Source organism: Paraburkholderia solitsugae, from assembly GCF_013177695.1.
Taxonomy (GTDB): Bacteria; Pseudomonadota; Gammaproteobacteria; order Burkholderiales; family Burkholderiaceae; genus Paraburkholderia; species Paraburkholderia solitsugae.
Genome location: NZ_WOEY01000037.1, coordinates 86,967 through 106,699 on the forward strand (window position 1 = coordinate 86,967; position 19,733 = coordinate 106,699).

The window sequence follows — 19,733 nt, forward strand, 5'->3', positions numbered from 1 at the left end:
GGGACTCGGCCGGTCCCTGTCGTTAGCGCAGCGGAGCGAAAGTCCCAAGGACCTTCGCTCCGTTTTTTTGCGCCATTCGCCGTCTATGCAACCGGGTTGTCCAACGTGGTCCCAGCGGCGCGGCACGGCTTGCTCACATTGTCGAAGGAGAAACCTGTTTCTGCACTGAACATTGTGTTTCTCCGACCTTTCTACTGCATCGCTCTCAGGCTGGCTTCACTACATTCTTCGGCTTGAAACTCGCGGACCACTGCATCGCCGGCAGTTCGACCAGCCGGTAGAACACATACGCCACCGGCACGGCCACCAGCATGTAGCCGAACGACGGCCAGATCGACATTTGCAGCGACGAGCGGAACAGGATCGACGACAGCAGCACGAAGATCGGCAGATGGATCAGATACAGCGAGAAGCTGAAGTCGCCGAAGCGCGACAAAAGTCGCACGCCAGGGGTATCCGCATTGCGGCGCTCCAGCGCCTTATACAGGTAGAACGCGAAACCAACCGCCCAGAACTGGAATGCACCGTACTGCCCGAAATGGAACGCCGCGCAGCCGAGCGCGATGAACGCCACGGCGAGCACGTAGAGCCAGACCGACGAGCGAGCATCCCGAGCAGCATGGGCCTTAGCGTCAGCGATCCACGCGCCTAGCATCCACGAGAACCAGTAGGACGTGAAGAACTGGATATCGTGGCGCTCGAGCACATAGGCGGACACCACATTGACCACGGCGACGATCGCCAGCACGGACGTCATGCCCAGACGCCGGCGCAGCGCGAATAGCAGCGGGTAGATCGCGTAGAACTGCACTTCGAGCGATAGCGTCCAGAGCGCGCCGTTCGAGCCAAAGGTCTTGCCGGCCACGCCTTGCAGCGAAAACAGGTTGACGAGGAACGCCTGCAGGCCGATCTCGCGGATCTTGTGATTGACCGGCGGCAACTGCAAGCTGACCCAGTCGAGTGCAAAAGTCAGGACGAGCGCCGCCAGCAATACCGGATAAATGCGCGCGAAACGGCGCACCCAGAAATTGCCGGTGTCGAGCCGGTAGTCGGGATCTTTTGCGAGGCGCAGCGCGCCACCGCGATGAATGCAATAGCCGCTGATCACGAAGAAAATCGGCACACCAGCCGAACCCCACGCAATCGGGAACGTCAGATAGGCGGCAAGCGTACTCAGACTGAATGAATGGCCGACGCTTTGGTGAAAGGCCTGCATGCCGACCCATTCGACCTGGCGGCAATGAAAATACGCGACCAGAAGCGCGGCGAAGCCCCGCATGGCGTCGATCACATGTTCCTTGCCGGCGCTGTCGGCGCGCACGTCGTTCTGCGGGCGCAGCGCGGCGGCCGGTCGTGACGGGGAGAGGGGCAGGGATGAGCCGGCGGCATCCAGTGCTGAGTCGCTCATGCGGGGTCCTTATTCTGAAGGAGGAAAAAGCTTATTCCCGGGCACGCTGTGCGCGCCCGCGATGCATCACATGCTAGTGCACCGCGCGGCAAAAAATCGATAAAAAATTGCGTGGCAAATCGAATTAAATGGCGGTTTTGTGACGAATTGTAATTGCGTATAAGCATTTGCTACATCGAATTATTTGCCGGTTTTTTTGTGCTAATTTAAGGCACGGATTCTCTTGACCCGAGGTGAAGTCATGAACCTGCATCTACTCGCCGGCGTTGCCGTGCTGCTGATCCTTGTCGCTGCGTCCGCCTATCGGGAGGCGCTGCGCAACGAGCCGATCCGCCGTTTTCGCATCAGCCCGGGCAAACTGCCCCAGCTTGAGGAGAACGAATGAGCGGTACCGTCGTGCACCTCAGCGCATCCGCGATTCACGCGCGGACCTGCTCAGGCGCTGCCCGCCATCCACGCCGGCGGATACGTAAAATTTTCGGAATTTCCGAAAATAATTCGATTTGAATACGTAATTGTTTCCTGGTGCAGGCCGCGATCAGGAATATCGATAACGAATCGCTTTATTTATTTTAATCGAGAAAATTAACGCGTGAAATGGATTAACTTTTTGTTAGTCTTTTCGGCGACATCGAGTGGCCGCCAGGCCCGCGAACACACCAATCTCTAACCGATGTGGGAATGCCTACCATGCTGAAAGTCACCAAAGCCGTGTTTCCCGTAGCGGGCCTCGGGACACGATTCCTGCCGGCTACCAAAGCAAGCCCCAAGGAAATGCTGCCGGTCGTCGACAAGCCTTTGATCCAATACGCGGTTGAAGAAGCCATTGCCGCCGGCATCACCGAGATGATCTTCGTGACGGGCCGCAGCAAGCGCGCTATCGAAGATCATTTCGACAAATCCTATGAGATCGAAGCGGAACTCGAAGCGCGCAACAAGCAGAAGCTGCTTGACCTCGTGCGCAGCATCAAGCCGGCGAACGTCGACTGCTTCTATGTGCGGCAGGCCGAAGCGCTCGGTCTGGGCCACGCGGTGCTGTGCGCCGAGAAACTGGTGGGCGACAGCCCGTTCGCCGTGATTCTGGCTGACGACTTGTTGCACAGCGCGAAGCCGGTGATGAGCCAGCTCGTCGATACCTTCAATCACTATCACAGCTCGGTGATCGGCGTCGAAACCATCGCGCGCGAAGACAGCCGTTCGTACGGCGTCGTGGACGGCCGCGAGTGGGAAGACAATGTGATCAAGCTGTCGGGCATCGTCGAAAAGCCGGCACCGGACAATGCGCCGTCGAACCTCGGCGTGGTGGGCCGCTACGTGCTGATGCCGACCATCTTCAAGCATATCCGCGCGCTCAAGCCGGGCGCTGGCGGTGAGCTGCAACTGACCGACGCGGTGCAGTCGCTACTGACCGAAGAGCAGGTGCTCGCGTATCGCTACTTCGGCACGCGCTTCGATTGCGGGAGCAAGCTGGGCTATCTGAAGGCGACGGTGGAATTCGCGCTGCGTCATCCGGAAGTGAAGGCGGAGTTCGAAGCGTATCTGCAAACGTATATGCAGGCCAACATGCAAGTGAGCGTGCCGGCACAGTACACGGCTGAAGCGGCGTAAGGGTAAGAAGCAAAGGGTAAGCGGCCGTCGCAAACGCTTCATGCAGCGGCTCGATGCATCAGATTCACGCAACAGTACCGCGCAGCACGACCGCGCGAATTAAAACGGGCGCCGCATCACGCGGCGCCCGTCTTTCTTTCCGGCCTGGCTCGTGGCTGAAACCCGGGTCCAAAAAATCAAGCCTTGACCCCGGGCTACAATCAAAAACCTTTACTGCCCCTTCTTCACTTCCAGCCGGAACTTATGCAGCAACGGTTCCGTATAGCCGCTCGGCTGCTGGCGTCCTTCGAACACCAGCGCCTGCGCGGCCTTGAACGCGAGCGTGTCGAAGCCCGGTGCCATCGGCGTGTAGTGCGGATCGCCCGCATTCTGCTCGTCGACCACCTTCGCCATGCGCTTGAAGGTCTCTTCGACCAGCTCACGTGTCACCACGCCGTGATGCAGCCAGTTCGCAATGTGCTGGCTGGAAATGCGCAGTGTTGCACGGTCTTCCATCAGGCCGACGTTGTGAATGTCCGGCACCTTCGAGCAGCCCACGCCCTGATCGATCCAGCGCACCACGTAGCCGAGGATGCCTTGCGCGTTGTTCTCGACTTCGCTACGGATTTCGTCCGCGGTCCACTTCGCCGATTCGACGACCGGAATCGTCAGCAGGCTGTCGAGCAGTTCGTCGCGCACCTTCGCGTAGTCGGTGCGTTCGAGTTCCTGCTGAACCGCCTGCACGTCGACCTGGTGATAGTGCAGCGCGTGCAGCGTCGCGGCGGTCGGCGAGGGCACCCATGCGGTGTTCGCGCCGGCCTTCGGATGCACGATCTTCTGTTCGAGCATCGCGTGCATCAGGTCGGGCATTGCCCACATGCCCTTGCCGATCTGCGAGCGGCCGCGCAGGCCCGCGCTCAGACCGACCAGCACATTGCTGCGCTCGTAGGCGGTGATCCACGCGCTCGACTTCATGTCGCCCTTGCGCATCATCGGGCCGGCTTCCATCGCCGTATGCATTTCGTCGCCGGTGCGGTCGAGGAAACCCGTGTTGATGAACGCGACACGCTCGGACGCTTCGTCGATACAGGCGAGCAGGTTGACGCTGGTGCGGCGCTCCTCGTCCATGATGCCCATCTTGATCGTGTTGCGCGGCAGCTTCAGCAGGTCTTCGACGCGTGCGAACAGCTCGCTCGCGAATGCGACTTCGGCCGGGCCGTGCATTTTCGGCTTCACGATATAGATCGAGCCGGTGCGCGAATTCAGCTTGTGCTTGCGGTCGTGCAGCGCGCACAGCGTGGTGATGACGCCATCGAGAATGCCTTCCGGAATCTCAAGGCCGTCGTTCGTCAGCACGGCCGGATTCGTCATCAGGTGGCCGACGTTACGGATGAACAGCAACGAGCGGCCATGCAACACGACCGGCGCTGTGCCGTTTGCGGAGGTGTACACGCGATCGGCATTCAGACGGCGCGTGAAGGTCTTGCCGCCCTTCGTGACTTCTTCCGCCAGATCGCCGTTCATCAGACCGAGCCAGTTGCGATAGAGTTGGACCTTGTCGTCCGCGTCGACCGCGGCAACAGAGTCTTCGCAATCGATGATCGTGCTCACCGCTGCTTCGACCAGCACATCTTTCACGTGCGCCGAATCGGTCTTGCCGATCGAATCGTTCGCGTCGATCTGGATTTCGAAGTGCAGGCCGTTGTGCTTCAACAGCACGGCGGACGGTGCGCTCGCGTCGCCCTGATAGCCAATGAACTGCGCCGGCGTCTTCAGTTCGGTCTTGCCGCTCTTCAGCGTGACGACGAGCTTGCCGCCTTCGACGCTATACAGCGTGGCATCGACGTGCGAGCCGGTCGCGAGCGGGGCGGCCTGATCGAGAAACTTGCGGGCATAAGCGATCACCGCGGCGCCGCGCACCGGGTTGAAGGCCTTCTGCTTTTCAGCGCCGTTGGTCTCGGGGATCGCATCAGTACCGTACAGCGCGTCGTACAGGCTGCCCCAGCGTGCGTTGGCAGCGTTCAACGCATAGCGCTGATTCGACAGCGGCACCACGAGTTGCGGGCCGGCCTGTTCGGCGATTTCGGTGTCCACGTTGGCGGTCGTGGCTTTGACGCTCGCCGGCGACGGCACGATGTAGCCGATGCCTTCGAGGAAGGCGCGGTACGCGCGCAAATCGCGCACCGGACCCGGATTGGCGCGATGCCAGGTGTCGAGTTCGGTTTGCAGGCGGTCACGCTCGGCCAGCAGCGCACGGTTTTTTGGCGCCAGCTCGTGCACGAGGGCGTCGAAACCTGACCAGAATGCGGCGCTGTCGATACCGGTGCCGGGCAGGGCTTCAGTTTCGACGAACTGGTCGAGGTTGGCGGCGACTTGCAGTCCACCGCGCTGGTTCATCTGAGTCATCGACTGCTCCATCCTTGAATGGGACCGATGTGGGGGCACCGGTCCGTGTTGTGCTTCTTTCTTTTATTGATGCCGCTTTGAACGAATCCGAACGGATGTCGAACTTAAGCGGCGATCGCTTGAATACCCGCGCGGGCGATCTGTGCGTCCTGATCCGACTTGACGCCCGACACGCCGACCGCGCCGACCACCTGGCCGTCGACGATCACCGGCACGCCGCCTTCCAGCGTGCCTTGCAACGGCGCGCTCAGGAATGCGGTGCGGCCATTGTTGATCATGTCTTCATATACCTTGGTTTCGCGGCGGCCGATCGCCGAAGTGCGGGCTTTTTCCGTCGCGATGTACGCGCTGGCCGGCGCGCTGCCGTCCAGACGCAGCATGCCGAGTGGGTGGCCGCCGTCGTCGACCACCACGATAGCGACAGCCCACTGGTTCTTCTCAGCTTCCGCGCGGGCGGCTTCGAGGATTCGGGTCGTTTCGGCAACAGTCAACACGGGTTTGCTCAGCATAATGAATTTCCTGTTTCGGTTATGGTAGGGATGCTTCTACAAGTTCTATCCAGTGGCGCACCGGAGTGCGCCCGGCGCCGTCCAGATGTGTCTGGCAACCAATGTTGGCCGTGACGACCATCTCCGGCTTGCCGCTTTCCAGTGCATCGAGCTTGTTGCTCCGTAATCTTTCCGCAAGCTCGGGCTGGGTGATCGAATACGTCCCCGCCGATCCGCAGCACAGATGAGCGTCGGGCACGGCAGTGAGATCGAAGCCGAGCCTTCGCAGGATCGATTCGACCGCACCGCCCAGCTTCTGCGCATGCTGCAGCGTGCAGGGGCAGTGAAACGCGATTTTCTGCCGCGCCTGATTGGGCAACTTCGCCGGCAAGGGATCCGCCTGCAACTGATCGAGCGGCTCGTTAGCCAATACCTCCACGAGGTCTCGCGCCAGCTCGCTGACCCGCTGCGCTTTTGACGCATAGCGAGGGTCGTGGCGCAGCAGATGCCCATACTCCTTGACGAACGCGCCGCAGCCGCTCGCGGTTTGCACGATGGCTTCGGCGCCGGCCTCGATGGCGGGCCACCACGCGTCGATATTGCGCCGTGCCCGCGCGAGGCCTGCCTCTTGCGCATTCAGATGATAATCGGTCGCCCCGCAGCAGCCGGCCTGGCGGGCATTCACGATGCTGATGCCCAGCCGGTCCAGCACGCGCGCGGCGGCCGCGTTGGTGTTTGGTGACAGCGCGGGTTGCACGCAGCCTTCCAGCATCAGCATTTTGCGCGGATGCCGCGGCGCCGGCCTGGGTGTTATCCCAGCATTTGACCGAGCGCTTCGCTTGGGGATTTTACGTCCAAGCGCGGCCGGAAGAAACGGTCGCATGGCCTGGCCGGTTTTGAGCAGCGCGCCGAACATCGCCGGATTCGTGATCACCCGGCGCAAACCCTCGCGCAGCAGGCGTTCCGAGGCAGGGCGCTCAATCCGTCGCGCCAGTTCGGCGCGGCCGATATCCAGCAGCGCATGGTAGCTGACACCCGACGGGCAGGTCGTTTCACAGTTGCGGCAGGTCAGGCAGCGGTCGAGGTGCAACTGGGTTTTCTGCGTGACCGGCTCGCCTTCGAGCATCTGTTTGATCAGATAGATACGGCCGCGCGGGCCGTCGAGTTCGTTGCCGAGCAGCTGATAGGTCGGGCAGGTCGCGTTGCAGAAGCCGCAGTGCACGCACGAGCGCAGGATCTGTTCGGCTTCGTCGGCGCGCGACAGGGTTTTGGCGGCGTCGCTGAGATTAGTTTGCATGGTGTCGTTCGCCTTCAGTGCTTCACAGGCCAGTGTTCACCGGACCCGTGTTCACAGGCCGCGTTCAGCGGACCGGGTTCATGGGCATGGATTCACAGGCCGAATTCAAAGGCCGGCATAAAGGCGGCCGGGGTTGAAGAGGCTGCGCGGGTCGAGTTGCTGCTTCAACTGCTGGTGAAAGCGCAGCAGCGCTTCCGGCATCGGTGTGAACGGCTCGGCGTCCACGCGTGGCGTGAAGCAGGTCGCATGGCCGCCGGCGGCATGAGCGATCTGGCGGATCGTCGCGGCCGGGGCATCGCTTTTGAGCCAGCGTTGCGCGCCCGCCCAGTCGAGCAGCGTGTCGCCGGGCAAGCGGGGCAGCGGCGAAGCGTTCGGCAGTGAGAGGCGCCACAACGGGCGCGAGTCGTCGAAAAACGCCAGACGGTGCTCACGCAAGGCGTCCCAGAACTGGAGATCGAGTTCGATGCCGCCGATGCGATCCACGGCCGAGGCCACGGATCCCATGCCGCCTTCGAGCCGAACATGCAGGCGTCCGTCGACGTGAGCCGCGCCGCTGACCGGCAGCGCGGCACGGCGCCACGCGGACAGTTCACGCAACGCTTCGGCCGCATCGAGTTCGAGCATGAGGCTGCCGACCGCGCGCGGCTTCGGCAATACCTTGAGCGACACTTCGGTGATCAGGCCGAGGCAGCCGAAACTGCCGGCCAGCAGGCGCGAGACGTCGTAGCCCGCGACGTTCTTCATCACTTCGCCGCCGAAACGCAGATGCTTCGCCTGACCGGTGATCACACGGCAGCCGAGCACGAAATCGCGCACCGAACCGCACCACGGCCGGCGCGGACCGGCGAGGCCGGCAGCGACCATCCCGCCGACGGTGGCGGTGCCGTCGAAGGTCGGCGGCTCACAGGGCAGCATCTGACCGGCCGCGTCGAGCGTGGCGTTCAGTTCGGCGACCGGCGTGCCCGCGCGCGCGGTGATCACGAGTTCAGTCGGGTCATAGCTGACCACGCCGCGATGCGAGCGCGTGTCGATCGGTGTGCCTTGCACCGGACGGCCAAGAAAAGCCTTGCTGTTGCCGCCGCGAATCCTCAGCGGCGCACCGCTTACCCAGGCTTGCGAGACTTCGGCGACGAGCCGTTCGCTATCGTCCATCGATACCGCTTCGATCAACATCAGAAACGCTCCAGTTCGGGAAAGGGCAGTGCGCCGCGGTGGACATGCATCGAGCCGAATTCGGCGCAGCGGTGCAGGGTCGGCACGTTCTTGCCGGGGTTCAGGAGGCCGCCCGGATCGAAAGCGGCCTTCAGCGCGTGGAAGAAGCTCAGTTCGTCGCTATTGAACTGCGCGCACATCTGGTTGATCTTTTCGCGGCCCACGCCGTGTTCGCCCGTGATGCTGCCGCCCACCGCCACGCACAGTTCGAGGACTTTCGCGCCGAGGGCTTCGGCGCGTTCGGTTTCGCCGGGCGCGTTCGCATCGAACAGGATCAGCGGATGCATGTTGCCGTCGCCGGCATGGAAGACGTTGGCCACGCGCAGGCCATATTCGTTCGAGAGATCCTCGATGCTTTTGAGCACACGCGGTAATTCGCGGCGCGGGATGGTGCCGTCCATGCAGTAGTAATCCGGCGAGATGCGGCCCACTGCCGGGAACGCGTTCTTGCGGCCGGCCCAGAAGCGCTGGCGCTCGGCTTCGTCTTTCGCGACACGGATATCGGTGGCGCCCGCTGCGCGCAGCAGCGCTTCGACCCGCTCCACGTCTTCCTGCACATCGCTTTCCACGCCGTCGACTTCGCACAGCAGGATCGCCTCGGCATCGACCGGGTAGCCTGCGTGGATGAAGTCTTCCGCGGCGCGGATCGCGAGGTTGTCCATCATTTCGAGGCCGCCGGGGATCACGCCTGCGCCGATGATCTGTGCGACCGCCGCGCCCGCTTTCTCGACATTGTCGAAACTGGCGAGCAGCACCTTCGCGCTTTGCGGCTTGGTGAGCAGCTTCACGGTGACTTCGGTGACGATGCCGAGCATGCCTTCCGAGCCTGTGAAGAGCGCCAGAAAATCGAAACCGGGTGCGTCCAAAGCGTCCGAGCCGAGCGTGATGCGCTCGCCGTCGATGGTGAGAATCTCGAGCTTCAGGATGTTGTTGACGGTCAGCCCGTACTTCAAACAATGCACACCGCCGGCGTTTTCCGCGACGTTGCCGCCGATCGAGCAGGCAATCTGCGACGAGGGGTCCGGCGCGTAGTACATGCCATGGGGCGCCGCGGCCTGCGAGATCGCGAGGTTGCGCACGCCGGGTTGCACGCGGGCAATGCCGGCTTCCGGATCGACATCGAGAATCCGGTTAAAACGCGCCATCACCAGCAGAATGCCTTTGTCCAACGGCAATGCACCGCCCGACAAACCGGTGCCGGCGCCGCGCGCGACCACGGGAATCTTCTGAGTGTTGGCGAATTTCAGCAGCGCCTCGACCTGTTCGACCTTGTCGGGCAGCGCGACCAGCATCGGCGTCGCGCGATAGGCGGCGAGGCCGTCGCATTCGAATGGCCGCAAATCTTCCTGTTCGTAGAGGAGTTGCAGGTCGGGGATCAGCGCTTGCAACTGCGCGACGACTACGGATTTGTCGTGCGCCGCGAGCGCGCCGTCGACGCGCTCGTCGTAGAGATAGCTCATGTGGGGGGCTCCTGGTGTCGCGCTAACCTGGCGGTCAGACCCGTGGGCACGGGCGCGCGAGCGTGTCTCAGATGGGATTGTTACGGCTGTGAGAATCGCTGTCGACGGCTGAGATAAGTGGTCGTACCAGTTTTTGATTTGATGTTTTCAGAGTCGATGTGGCGTGTACACTGGCCTATATGGGCTGCAGCGGACAAGCCGGGCTCCTGCGTGTTAGCATTCCAAGGTGGTCATACCAGTTGGAATTGCAATGCAGACAGCGAATCAGGAAAGCTCTCGGCAAGTGGCGGACGTCGTCGCCGAGCGTATCGAGCGATTGATCGTCGACGGTGTGCTGAAAACGGGGCAGGCGCTGCCGTCCGAGCGGCGCCTCACCGACAAGCTCGGTGTATCGCGCACGGCGCTGCGCGAAGGGCTCAAGCTCTTGCGGGCGCGCGGCATCATCGAAACTGCGCACGGCAAAGGCTCGTTCGTCGCCAGCCTCACCGCGCAACCCATGCTCACGCCGATGATGCATCTGCTCGGCTCGCAGCCGCGCACGCTCTACGATCTGTTCGAAGTGCGTGCCTTGCTCGAAGCGGAGTCCGCGCGGCTTGCGGCGCTGCGCGGCACGCCCGCCGACTTCGTGCTGATCACGCGCCGCTACGAGGAAATGCTCGCGGCGCACGGTAAGGAGACGAGTGCGTCCACCCACGCGCGCCTCGATCATGCGTTTCACCTCGCGATCTGCGAAGCCTCGCATAACCCCGTGCTGGTGCATACCTTGAGCACGCTCACCGATCTGCTGCTGAGTTCGGTGTTCGCGTCGGTGAACAATCTCTATCACCGCGAGCCGCAAAAACGGGTGATCGATCGTCAGCATGCCAGGCTCTATAACGCCGTCACCGGCAAGCTGCCCGAACAGGCGAAGAAGGCCGCGGCCGACCATATCGGGAGCGTATGCGCGAACCTACGGGAAATCGAACAGGAAGAGCAGCGGCTCGTGCGCGCAACGCTGCGGCTGGAAGGCTGGGAATAGTGGCGCAGGTGGCGCAGCCGTTTCAGCTCGAAGGTTCGACGTAGCCGGCACAGCGTTTTCAACCGGCGATGGGGGCCGGCACCGTGGCGCTGCCGATACGGCGTGTCGCAGGCGCTTTACAATCGAGCGTCAACACAAAAAATCGCGTGTTCCCCACGCCCCCTACCATGCCCATCATCAGCGAGCTTTTCGTCTATCCGATCAAATCCTGCGCCGGCATTGCGCTCAATGAAGCGCGCCTGCTCGCCACCGGCCTCGAATACGATCGATGCTGGATGGTCACCGACCCGAGCGGCGCGATGCTCACACAGCGTGCGTATCCACGCATGGCGTTGATCAAGGTCGAGCTCGGCGAACATGAACTCGCGATCCGCGCGCCGGGCATGAGCGCGTTGCGCACGCCGCTCGACGCCGCTGCACTCAGCGCACCGCAAAAGGTGCAAACCGAAGTCTGGGGCGACGCGGCCTACGGGCTCGACACCGGGGAGGAGAGCGCCGCATGGTTTTCAGCGTTTCTCGGCGTGCCGTCGCGGCTGCTGCGCTTTAATCCGGAGCACGAGCGGATTGTCGATCCGGACTACACCGGTAGCGTCGGTGGGGCCACCACGCATTTCGCCGATGGTTTTCCGCTGCTGGTGATCGGCCAGGCCTCGCTCGACGATCTGAATGGACGTCTGAACAGCAAGGGCGCACCGTCGATTCCGATCGACCGGTTCCGCCCCAACGTCGTGCTGACGGGGCTCGATGCGTACGAAGAAGATTATGTCGAGAGTCTGAGTGTCGACGGGGTCGAGGATCGGGCCGTGCAGTTGCAGCTGGTCAAGCTGTGCTCGCGCTGTCCGATGCCGACCATCGATCAGGCGAAGGGCGCGCCCGATCCCGATTGGCCGAACGAACCCACCGACACCATGAGCGTCTACCGGGCGAATCCACAGCGAAATGGTGCGCTGACGTTCGGCAACAATGCGATCGTTGCGCGTGGCGCCGGGGCGTGGTTGCGCGTCGGGCAGGAAGTCGAAGCTGAATTGGGTTTTGGCGATTAGGCTGGGAATCAGGCCGGCACTGAGCTGAACGCCTGGATTGGCGCGCACGGCGGCACGCTGAAAGTCAGATCGTCCATCGAGGATGGCACGATGTTCGTCGCGAGATTGCCGATCGTGGTTTGAGGGTGCGCTGCCGTTCGGGCCGGCGCCCATGCGGTATGCACCGAGGGCTCACCGCCCGCACGCGCACAGTGCTGCGTCGCACCATCCCTGTGCCTCGCTGCATCAAAACATCTCGCGCATCGCGCTGACAGCACACGCGTGCTATTTGCCGCCGGGCCTTGCGCCACGGCGCTCCAGCAGGCTTTTCTCACAACTGGCACAGCCTTTGCGTTAAGCCTTGCCATCGGATCAACGTGGATCCGTTGCGAGTGCAACAACACAGGACTCGCTGCAGCATAGGTCAGGACAACGGCGTCCCCCGAATTCAGTCATCGACTGGGTTCGCGGGACGCCGTTTTTATTTCCGGAATCGCTTTCGCGCAGCAGCCAACTGGCAGCGATTCGAGCCCAGCACAGTGAGGAAGCCGCGGTCATGAAAATCATCGTTATCGGTCACGGGATGGTCGGCCACAAACTGGTCGAATGCCTGGCACAAGACGCGGCGCATGGCCTCGATATCACCGTGCTGTGCGAAGAGTCCCGGCCGGCATACGACCGTGTGCACCTGTCCGAATTCTTCGCGGGCAAAACGGCGGACGATCTGTCGCTCGTCGAGCCGGGTTTCTTCGAACGCCAGAACGTCTTGCTGAAGCTGAATGCCAAAGCCGTGGCGATCGATCGCGACGCGCGCACGGTGACGGTATCGACCGGCGAGACGTTGCCGTACGACAAGCTGGTGTTCGCTACCGGCTCCTATCCGTTCGTGCCGCCTGTGCAAGGCCGCGAGCGGGCCGACTGCTTCGTCTACCGCACCATCGACGACCTCGAAGCCATGCAGGAATGCGGCGCCCGCTCGAAGACTGGCACGGTGATCGGCGGCGGCCTGCTCGGTCTCGAATGCGCCAAGGCATTGCGCGACATGGGCCTGCAAACGCACGTGGTCGAATTTGCGCCGCGTCTGATGGCGGTGCAGGTGGACGAGGGCGGCGGCCGTGTGTTGCGCACCAAGATCGAAGCACTCGGCGTGACGGTGCACACGCAGAAGAACACGTCGGCGATTGTCGACGGCGAGAACGGCACGCACCGCATGCAATTCGCCGACGGCAGTTTCCTCGACACCGACATGATCGTGTTCTCCGCGGGCATTCGTCCGCGTGACGATCTCGCACGCGAAAGCGGTCTAACGCTCGGCCAACGCGGCGGCATCGTGATCGACAACGCGTGCCGCACCAGCGACCCGCACATCTATGCGATCGGCGAATGCGCGCTGTGGAACGGTCAATTGTTCGGCCTCGTCGCGCCCGGCTACGAGATGGCGCGCGCGGTGGCGAAGCAACTGCTCGGCGACTCGGCGGAATTCGCCGGTGCCGACATGAGCACCAAACTGAAGCTGATGGGCGTGGACGTTGCCAGCATCGGCGACGCGCATGGCAACACGCCGGGCAGCCGCGCCTACCAGTTCAGTGACGAACGCAAGCAGGTCTACAAGAAGCTGGTCGTGTCCGAGTGCGGCAAATATCTGCTCGGCGGCGTGATGGTGGGCGACGCGAGCGAATACGGCACGCTGCTGCAGATGATGCTGAACCGGATCGAATTGCCGGCGTCACCTGAATTCCTGATCCTGCCGTCGTCCGACGGTCAGGCGAAACCGGCGCTCGGCGTCGAGGCATTGCCCGCCGCCGCGCAGATCTGCTCGTGCAACAACGTCTCGAAGGCCGACCTGTGTGCCGCCGTGTGCGCGGGCGCGACCGACATCGGCGCGTTGAAGTGCGCGACCCAGGCCGGCACCTCGTGCGGCGGCTGCGTGCCGCTCGTCACGCAGGTGATGAAGGCCGAGATGAAGAAGCAGGGCCTCGCGGTCAACAACCACCTATGCGAGCACTTCCCGTATTCGCGCCAGGAGTTGTATCACCTCGTGCGCGTGGAAGGTGTGCGCAGCTTCGGCGAATTGCTGGCGAAGCACGGACACGGCCTCGGCTGCGATATCTGCAAGCCGGCCGTGGCGAGCATCCTCGCGTCGTGCTGGAACGAATTCGTGCTGAAGAAGGAGCACGCCTCGCTGCAGGACACCAACGATTACTACCTCGCCAATATCCAACGCGACGGCACCTATTCGGTCGTGCCACGCATGGCGGGTGGCGAAGTGACGCCTGACGGTTTGATCGCCGTCGGCCAGGTGGCGAAGAAATACGGCCTCTACACCAAGATCACCGGCGGCCAGCGGGTCGATCTGTTCGGCGCGCGGGTCGAGCAACTGCCGTTCATCTGGGAAGAACTGATCGCGGCCGGTTTCGAATCGGGCCATGCGTACGGCAAATCGCTGCGCACGGTGAAGTCGTGCGTCGGTTCGACCTGGTGCCGCTACGGCGTGGGCGATTCGGTGAGTCTCGCGGTCGAACTCGAGAACCGCTACAAGGGCCTGCGCACGCCCCACAAGATCAAGTTCGGCGTCTCCGGCTGCACGCGCGAATGCGCGGAAGCACAAGGCAAGGACGTCGGCATCATCGCGACAGAGAAGGGCTGGAATCTCTACGTCTGCGGCAACGGCGGCATGAAACCGCGCCATGCCGAACTGCTCGCCTCGGACCTCGATCAGGAAACGCTGGTGCGCTACATCGACCGCTTCCTGATGTTCTACGTGCGCACGGCAGACCGCCTGCAACGCACCAGCGTGTGGCGCGACAACCTCGAAGGCGGGCTCGACTATCTGATCGACGTGGTCGTCAACGATCGTCTGGGCGTGGCCGCGGAACTCGAAGTGGAGATGCAGCACGTGGTCGACACCTACGAGTGCGAATGGAAGAAGGCCGTCACCGATCCTGAGACGCGCAAACGCTTCCGTCACTTCGTCAACAGCGGCGAGTCGGACAGCAATGTCGCCTTCGTCGAGGAACGCGGCCAGATCCGGCCCGCGACCATCGACGAGCGGCGCTCGAAGCTCGCTTCGATTCCTGTGGCTGTCGAAACCGTTTGATACTTTTTGCGCCATTCACTGAGGACTTCTGTCATGAACCTTGACCGCCTTCCGCTTGCCTGGACGCCGATTTGCCCGCTCGACGACATCGTCCCCAACACGGGGGTTTGTGCGCTGGTCAACGGCGAACAGGTCGCGGTATTTCACGTGAACAACGGCGACGCGGACACCGCCGTGTATGCGATCGAAAACTACGATCCGGGCTCGCAAGCCGCTGTGCTCTCGCGCGGGCTGATCGGCAGTCTCGGCGAGCGCCTTGTCGTCGCTTCCCCGATCTACAAGCATCACTTCGATTTGCGCACCGGCGAGTGTCTCGAAACACCGGCGTATTCCGTCAACGCGTTCACCGCGCGGGTGGAAAACGGGCAGGTGTGGGTCGCGATGTGAGCCACCGATTTTTTGTCATCCTCTTCGACGACGTTATCCGCCATGTCTTCCACTAGCGTAAAAACCGTGTGCCCTTACTGCGGCGTTGGCTGCGGAATGGTGCTGCACGTCGAGGACGGCCAGGTCGTGAAGATCTCGGGCGACAAGGAGCACCCGGCGAACTTCGGACGGCTGTGCACGAAGGGCCAATCGGCGCACGTCGCGTTGCGCAAATCGGGCCGTCTGGAAGGCGCGTTCGTGCGTCATGCACGCGACCAGGATCCGGCGCCGCTGCCGATGGCGCAGGCGATCAGCGACACGGCGGCGCGTTTGCGCGGCCTGCTCGACGCACATGGACCGGACGCGCTTTCGTTTTATGTGTCCGGGCAGATGTCGATCGAGGCGCAGTACCTCGTCAACAAGCTCGCGAAGGGGTTTGTCGGCACCAACAACATCGAATCGAATTCGCGTCTTTGCATGGCAAGCGCGGGCAGCGGCTACAAGCTCTCGCTCGGCGCGGACGGGCCGCCGGGGTCGTACGAAGACATCGATCATGCCGACCTGTTCTTCGTGATCGGCGCGAATATGGCCGACTGTCACCCGATTCTGTTCCTGCGGATGATGGATCGCGTGAAGGCGGGCGCGAAACTGATCGTGGTCGATCCGCGCCGCAATACCACCGCTGACAAGGCCGATCTTTTTCTGCAGATCAAGCCGGGCACCGATCTGGCGTTTCTCAATGGTCTGCTGCATCTTCTGCACGAAAACGGCCAAACGGATGCGTCTTTCATCGCCGGTTTCACGGAAGGTTGGGACGGCATGCCCGCTTTCCTTGCGGACTACACGCCGGAGAAAGTGTCGGCGATTACGGGGCTGGCTATAGAAGATATCCGCCGCGCCGCGCACATGATTGGCGCCGCGCCGGAGTGGATGAGTTGCTGGACCATGGGCCTGAATCAGAGCACGCATGGCACGTGGCATACGAACGCGATCTGCAATCTGCATCTGGCAACGGGCAAGATCTGCCGCCGTGGCAGCGGACCGTTCTCGCTGACCGGCCAGCCCAATGCGATGGGCGGCCGCGAAATGGGCTACATGGGACCCGGTTTGCCGGGGCAGCGTTCGGTGCTGGTCGAAGAAGACCGCGTGTTTATCGAAGACCTGTGGGGCATTCCGAAGGGCACGCTGAAGACCGCAGTCGGCAATGGCACCATCGATATGTTCAGCCGCATGGCTGCGGGCGAGATCAAGGCGTGCTGGATCATCTGCACGAATCCGGCGGCGAGCGTCGCAAACCGTCAGAACGCGATCGCTGGATTGCGCGCGGCCGAGCTCGTGATTTCACAGGATGCCTTCCTCGACACCGAGACCAACCGTTACGCCGATGTGCTGTTGCCCGGCGCGCTGTGGGCCGAGGCCGAAGGCGTGATGATCAACTCCGAGCGCAATCTGACGCTGATGCAAAAGGGCATCGAGCCGCCGGGCGCGGCACTGCCGGACTGGCAGATCATCGCGCGCGTTGCCTGCGAAATGGGTTTCGCCGATGGGTTTACCTACGCAAGCGCCGATGAAGTTTTCGCGGAAATCGCCCGCGCGTCGAATCCGAAGACCGGCTACGACTTGCGCGGCGCGAGCCATCGCCGTCTGAAGGACACGCCGCTGCAATGGCCACTTGCTGCCGACAACGCTGCCGAGCGCAATCCCATTCGCTACATCAACGACGGCGTCAGCCAGACGGTGAAAGAACTGCCCGACGGCAGCCGTCCGCGGTTCGTGTTTCCGACCGCAAGCGGCAAAGCCGTGTTCTTCGCCCGCGCCTTTGCAGCCCCGGCCGAATTGCCCGATCGGGAATTTCCGATCGTATTGAATACGGGCCGCTTGCAGCATCAATGGCACACCATGACCAAGACGGGCAAGGTCGCGATGCTCAACAAGCTGAACCCGGGCCCGTTCGTCGAGATTCATCCCGAAGACGCCGCCACGCTCGGCATCAAGGCCAAGGATCCGGTCGAGATCCGTTCGCGGCGCGGGCGTGCCGTGTTGCCGGCAGTCGTCACGGAGCGTGTGCAAGCAGGGAGTTGCTTTGCGCCGATGCACTGGAACGACGTCTTCGGTGACGATCTGTGCATCAACGCGGTAACGAGCGATGCCATCGATCCGGTCTCCCAGCAACCCGAATTCAAGTTCTGCGCGGTCGCGCTAAGCCCGGTTGCGGTCGAATCCATCGAGCCGGTTTCGAATGCGGGCGACGAGACGCTCATCGATGCACCCGCCGTTGGCGTCGACGCGGCGCCGGCAAGCGCTATATCGGCGAACACCAAGGAACCGGACATGCCCCGCATCAATGCACTGACGAGCCTGCTGCAACTTCCACAGACACCCGTGCCGTCGTTCACGGAAACCGAGCGGACCTATCTGGGCGGTTTCGTCAGTGGGCTGCGTTCGGCTGAAGGACAGGGCATTGACAGCGTGCCGGTCCTGCCGGCCGGCGCACCGTTTGAGCCGGCGAACCGCTTGTATGTGGACGGTTTGCTGGCCGGACTTTATAGCCGCAGTGGCACACCTGCGGTCATGTCGGCAGGTGCGCTTGCCGCGCCGCAGTCCGACGCGCCGCAAGCATCCGGTGTGCGCATCTTACGAGTGCGCCCCAAAGTGACCCTGCTGTGGGCCTCGCAAACCGGCAACACCGAATCGCTGACCGAACGCTATGCCACGCGTCTGATGGAGTCGGGCTTCGAAATCCGCGCGTCATGCATGGCGGACTATCAGGTTTCGGCGCTCGCGAAAGCGCAATACGTGCTGCTGATGTCGAGCACCTTTGGCGATGGCGATCCGCCCGATAACGCGCAAAGTTTCTGGTCCCAACTGGCCAGCGACGCGGCGTCTCGTCTCGACGGCGTGCGCTACGCGGTGCTCGCACTGGGCGACCGCAACTACGATGAGTTCTGCGGTCACGGCCGCCGGCTCGATGAGCGTCTCGCAGCGCTTGGCGCGCTGCATTTGATGGCTCGCGTCGACTGTGACAGCGAGTATCAGGAGGATGCGGACGCGTGGCTCGACAGCATTATCGTGCGCATCAAGGAAGAAGATGCGGCGCTGCATGCGGTGCCCCCGGGCGGCATGATCAACGCGGTGGTGCCTGGCGCCATGCCGACCAAAACGCGTCCGGCCGCCTCGCGGCTCGTCAGGAACCTGCAACTGAACAAACAGGGCGCCGCGAAGGATACGCGCTACTTCTCCTTGAGCACGGGCGACTCGGGCCTCGAATACGAAGCCGGCGATGCGCTGGGCGTATGGCCAAGCAATTGCCCCGAACTGGTCGGCGAGCTGATCAGCCTGAGCGGCTTGAGCGCTGATGCTGCGGTCAACGTGTCCGGCCAGGGTGACATGCCCCTCGCCGACGCGCTCGCCAGGCACTACGAGATCGCGCGTCCCAGCCCTGATGCGCTCGCGTTCATTGCCGCGCGCAGCCGCAACGGCGCACTGCGCGATCTGCTCTCTACAGAGCGCAAAGCCGACCTCAAACAATGGTTGTGGGGCCAACAACTCGCCGACGTACTCCACGAATTTCCCGTCAACCTGACGGCCACCGAATTGACCGGCATGCTCAAGCGCCTGCAACCGCGTTTGTATTCGATTGCATCGAGCCCGAAGGCACATCCGGGCGAAGTTCATCTGACGGTCTCAGCGGTTCGCTACAGCAATGGCCGCCGCCATCGCAAGGGCGTGTCGTCGACCTTTCTCGCCGACCGTGCCGGCGACGTGAATGTGCCGGTATTCGTGCAGCAATCCGCACACTTTCGGCTTCCTCATGTTTCGGACACGCCGATCATCATGGTCGGTCCGGGCACTGGCGTTGCACCTTTCCGCAGCTTTCTGCACGAGCGGCGTGCACGCGGCGATAAGGGTCGCAATTGGTTGTTCTTTGGCGAGCAACATGCGGCCACTGATTTCTACTATCGCGACGAACTGGAAGCCATGCGCGACAGCGGTGTACTGACCCGGCTCGACGTCGCGTTCTCGCGCGATCAAACAGAAAAGATCTACGTGCAGGACCGCATGCGCGAACAGGGTGCGCAACTATGGGCGTGGCTTGAAGAAGGTGCGCATTTCTACGTCTGCGGCGATGCAGGCCGGATGGCGAGAGACGTCGACGCGACGCTCAAGCATGTGGTCGCCCAACACGGTGGAATGAGCGAAGAAAAAGCCGCCGGGTATGTGAGCCGTTTAGCGCAGGAAAAGCGCTACGTACGCGACGTTTATTGAATTTTTAGCGTCCGGCACAGGCGCGGGATCACGGTTTCAAAGAGTACGCAGTCAAGCTTCAGAAAAAGAGCCCGGATGGCATGAAGGTTGCATGTTCAGACCGGTA

At 62.6% G+C, this 19,733-nt stretch carries 13 protein-coding genes; 7 read left to right on the plus strand and 6 right to left on the minus strand.

Annotated elements, in window-relative coordinates; translation table 11 throughout:
- Nucleotides 1-205 precede the first annotated feature (205 nt).
- A complete protein-coding gene (locus tag GNZ12_RS09910; protein WP_172310173.1) occupies nucleotides 206-1,408 on the minus strand; it encodes an acyltransferase family protein in 1,203 nt (400 codons plus the stop codon).
- Between the two features lie 241 nt (nucleotides 1,409-1,649).
- On the opposite strand from GNZ12_RS09910, the gene GNZ12_RS09915 reads away from it, so the two are divergent.
- The gene (locus GNZ12_RS09915; protein ID WP_171983718.1) at nucleotides 1,650-1,793 is read left to right on the plus strand and encodes a hypothetical protein; all 144 of its coding nucleotides are present in this window, start codon (nucleotides 1,650-1,652) and stop codon (nucleotides 1,791-1,793) included.
- A gap of 305 nt (nucleotides 1,794-2,098) precedes the next feature.
- Nucleotides 2,099-3,016 (plus strand): UTP--glucose-1-phosphate uridylyltransferase GalU, encoded by a 918-nt coding sequence (gene galU / locus GNZ12_RS09920; protein WP_172310174.1) that lies wholly within the window; start codon nucleotides 2,099-2,101, stop codon nucleotides 3,014-3,016.
- A 210-nt stretch (nucleotides 3,017-3,226) separates the two neighbouring features.
- Here the strand turns inward: galU and GNZ12_RS09925 are convergent, their stop codons facing one another.
- From GNZ12_RS09925 to glcD, 5 genes are all read right to left on the minus strand, one after another.
- Complete coding sequence (locus tag GNZ12_RS09925; RefSeq protein WP_172310175.1) at nucleotides 3,227-5,401, minus strand: malate synthase G; 2,175 nt, start codon at nucleotides 5,399-5,401, stop codon at nucleotides 3,227-3,229.
- 104 nt (nucleotides 5,402-5,505) lie between these two features.
- Nucleotides 5,506-5,910: a heme-binding protein gene (locus tag GNZ12_RS09930; protein WP_172310176.1), complete on the minus strand. Its 405-nt coding sequence runs from the start codon at nucleotides 5,908-5,910 to the stop codon at nucleotides 5,506-5,508.
- A 19-nt stretch (nucleotides 5,911-5,929) separates the two neighbouring features.
- Nucleotides 5,930-7,186 (minus strand): glycolate oxidase subunit GlcF, encoded by a 1,257-nt coding sequence (gene glcF / locus GNZ12_RS09935; protein ID WP_172310177.1) that lies wholly within the window; start codon nucleotides 7,184-7,186, stop codon nucleotides 5,930-5,932.
- A 105-nt stretch (nucleotides 7,187-7,291) separates the two neighbouring features.
- Entirely contained in the window at nucleotides 7,292-8,359 is a 1,068-nt protein-coding gene (gene glcE, locus GNZ12_RS09940; RefSeq protein WP_172310178.1) for a glycolate oxidase subunit GlcE, read from the minus strand.
- Entirely contained in the window at nucleotides 8,359-9,858 is a 1,500-nt protein-coding gene (glcD, locus tag GNZ12_RS09945; protein WP_172310179.1) for a glycolate oxidase subunit GlcD, read from the minus strand. The genes glcE and glcD overlap by 1 nt, the downstream gene beginning before the upstream one ends.
- A 250-nt stretch (nucleotides 9,859-10,108) precedes the next feature.
- Here glcD and glcC point away from each other — a divergent pair, with 250 nt between their 5' ends.
- The 5 genes from glcC (at nucleotide 10,109) to GNZ12_RS09970 (ending at nucleotide 19,627) form a co-directional block, all read left to right on the plus strand.
- Complete coding sequence (gene glcC, locus GNZ12_RS09950; RefSeq protein ID WP_172310180.1) at nucleotides 10,109-10,876, plus strand: transcriptional regulator GlcC; 768 nt, start codon at nucleotides 10,109-10,111, stop codon at nucleotides 10,874-10,876.
- A 167-nt stretch (nucleotides 10,877-11,043) separates the two neighbouring features.
- Nucleotides 11,044-11,919 (plus strand): MOSC domain-containing protein, encoded by an 876-nt coding sequence (locus GNZ12_RS09955; RefSeq protein ID WP_172310181.1) that lies wholly within the window; start codon nucleotides 11,044-11,046, stop codon nucleotides 11,917-11,919.
- A 535-nt stretch (nucleotides 11,920-12,454) separates the two neighbouring features.
- The gene (nirB, locus tag GNZ12_RS09960; protein WP_172310182.1) at nucleotides 12,455-14,995 is read left to right on the plus strand and encodes a nitrite reductase large subunit NirB; all 2,541 of its coding nucleotides are present in this window, start codon (nucleotides 12,455-12,457) and stop codon (nucleotides 14,993-14,995) included.
- A gap of 33 nt (nucleotides 14,996-15,028) precedes the next feature.
- Complete coding sequence (nirD, locus tag GNZ12_RS09965) at nucleotides 15,029-15,382, plus strand: nitrite reductase small subunit NirD (RefSeq protein WP_172310183.1); 354 nt, start codon at nucleotides 15,029-15,031, stop codon at nucleotides 15,380-15,382.
- Between the two features lie 42 nt (nucleotides 15,383-15,424).
- A complete protein-coding gene (locus GNZ12_RS09970) occupies nucleotides 15,425-19,627 on the plus strand; it encodes a bifunctional nitrate reductase/sulfite reductase flavoprotein subunit alpha (RefSeq protein ID WP_172310184.1) in 4,203 nt (1,400 codons plus the stop codon).
- Nucleotides 19,628-19,733: the final 106 nt, after the last annotated feature.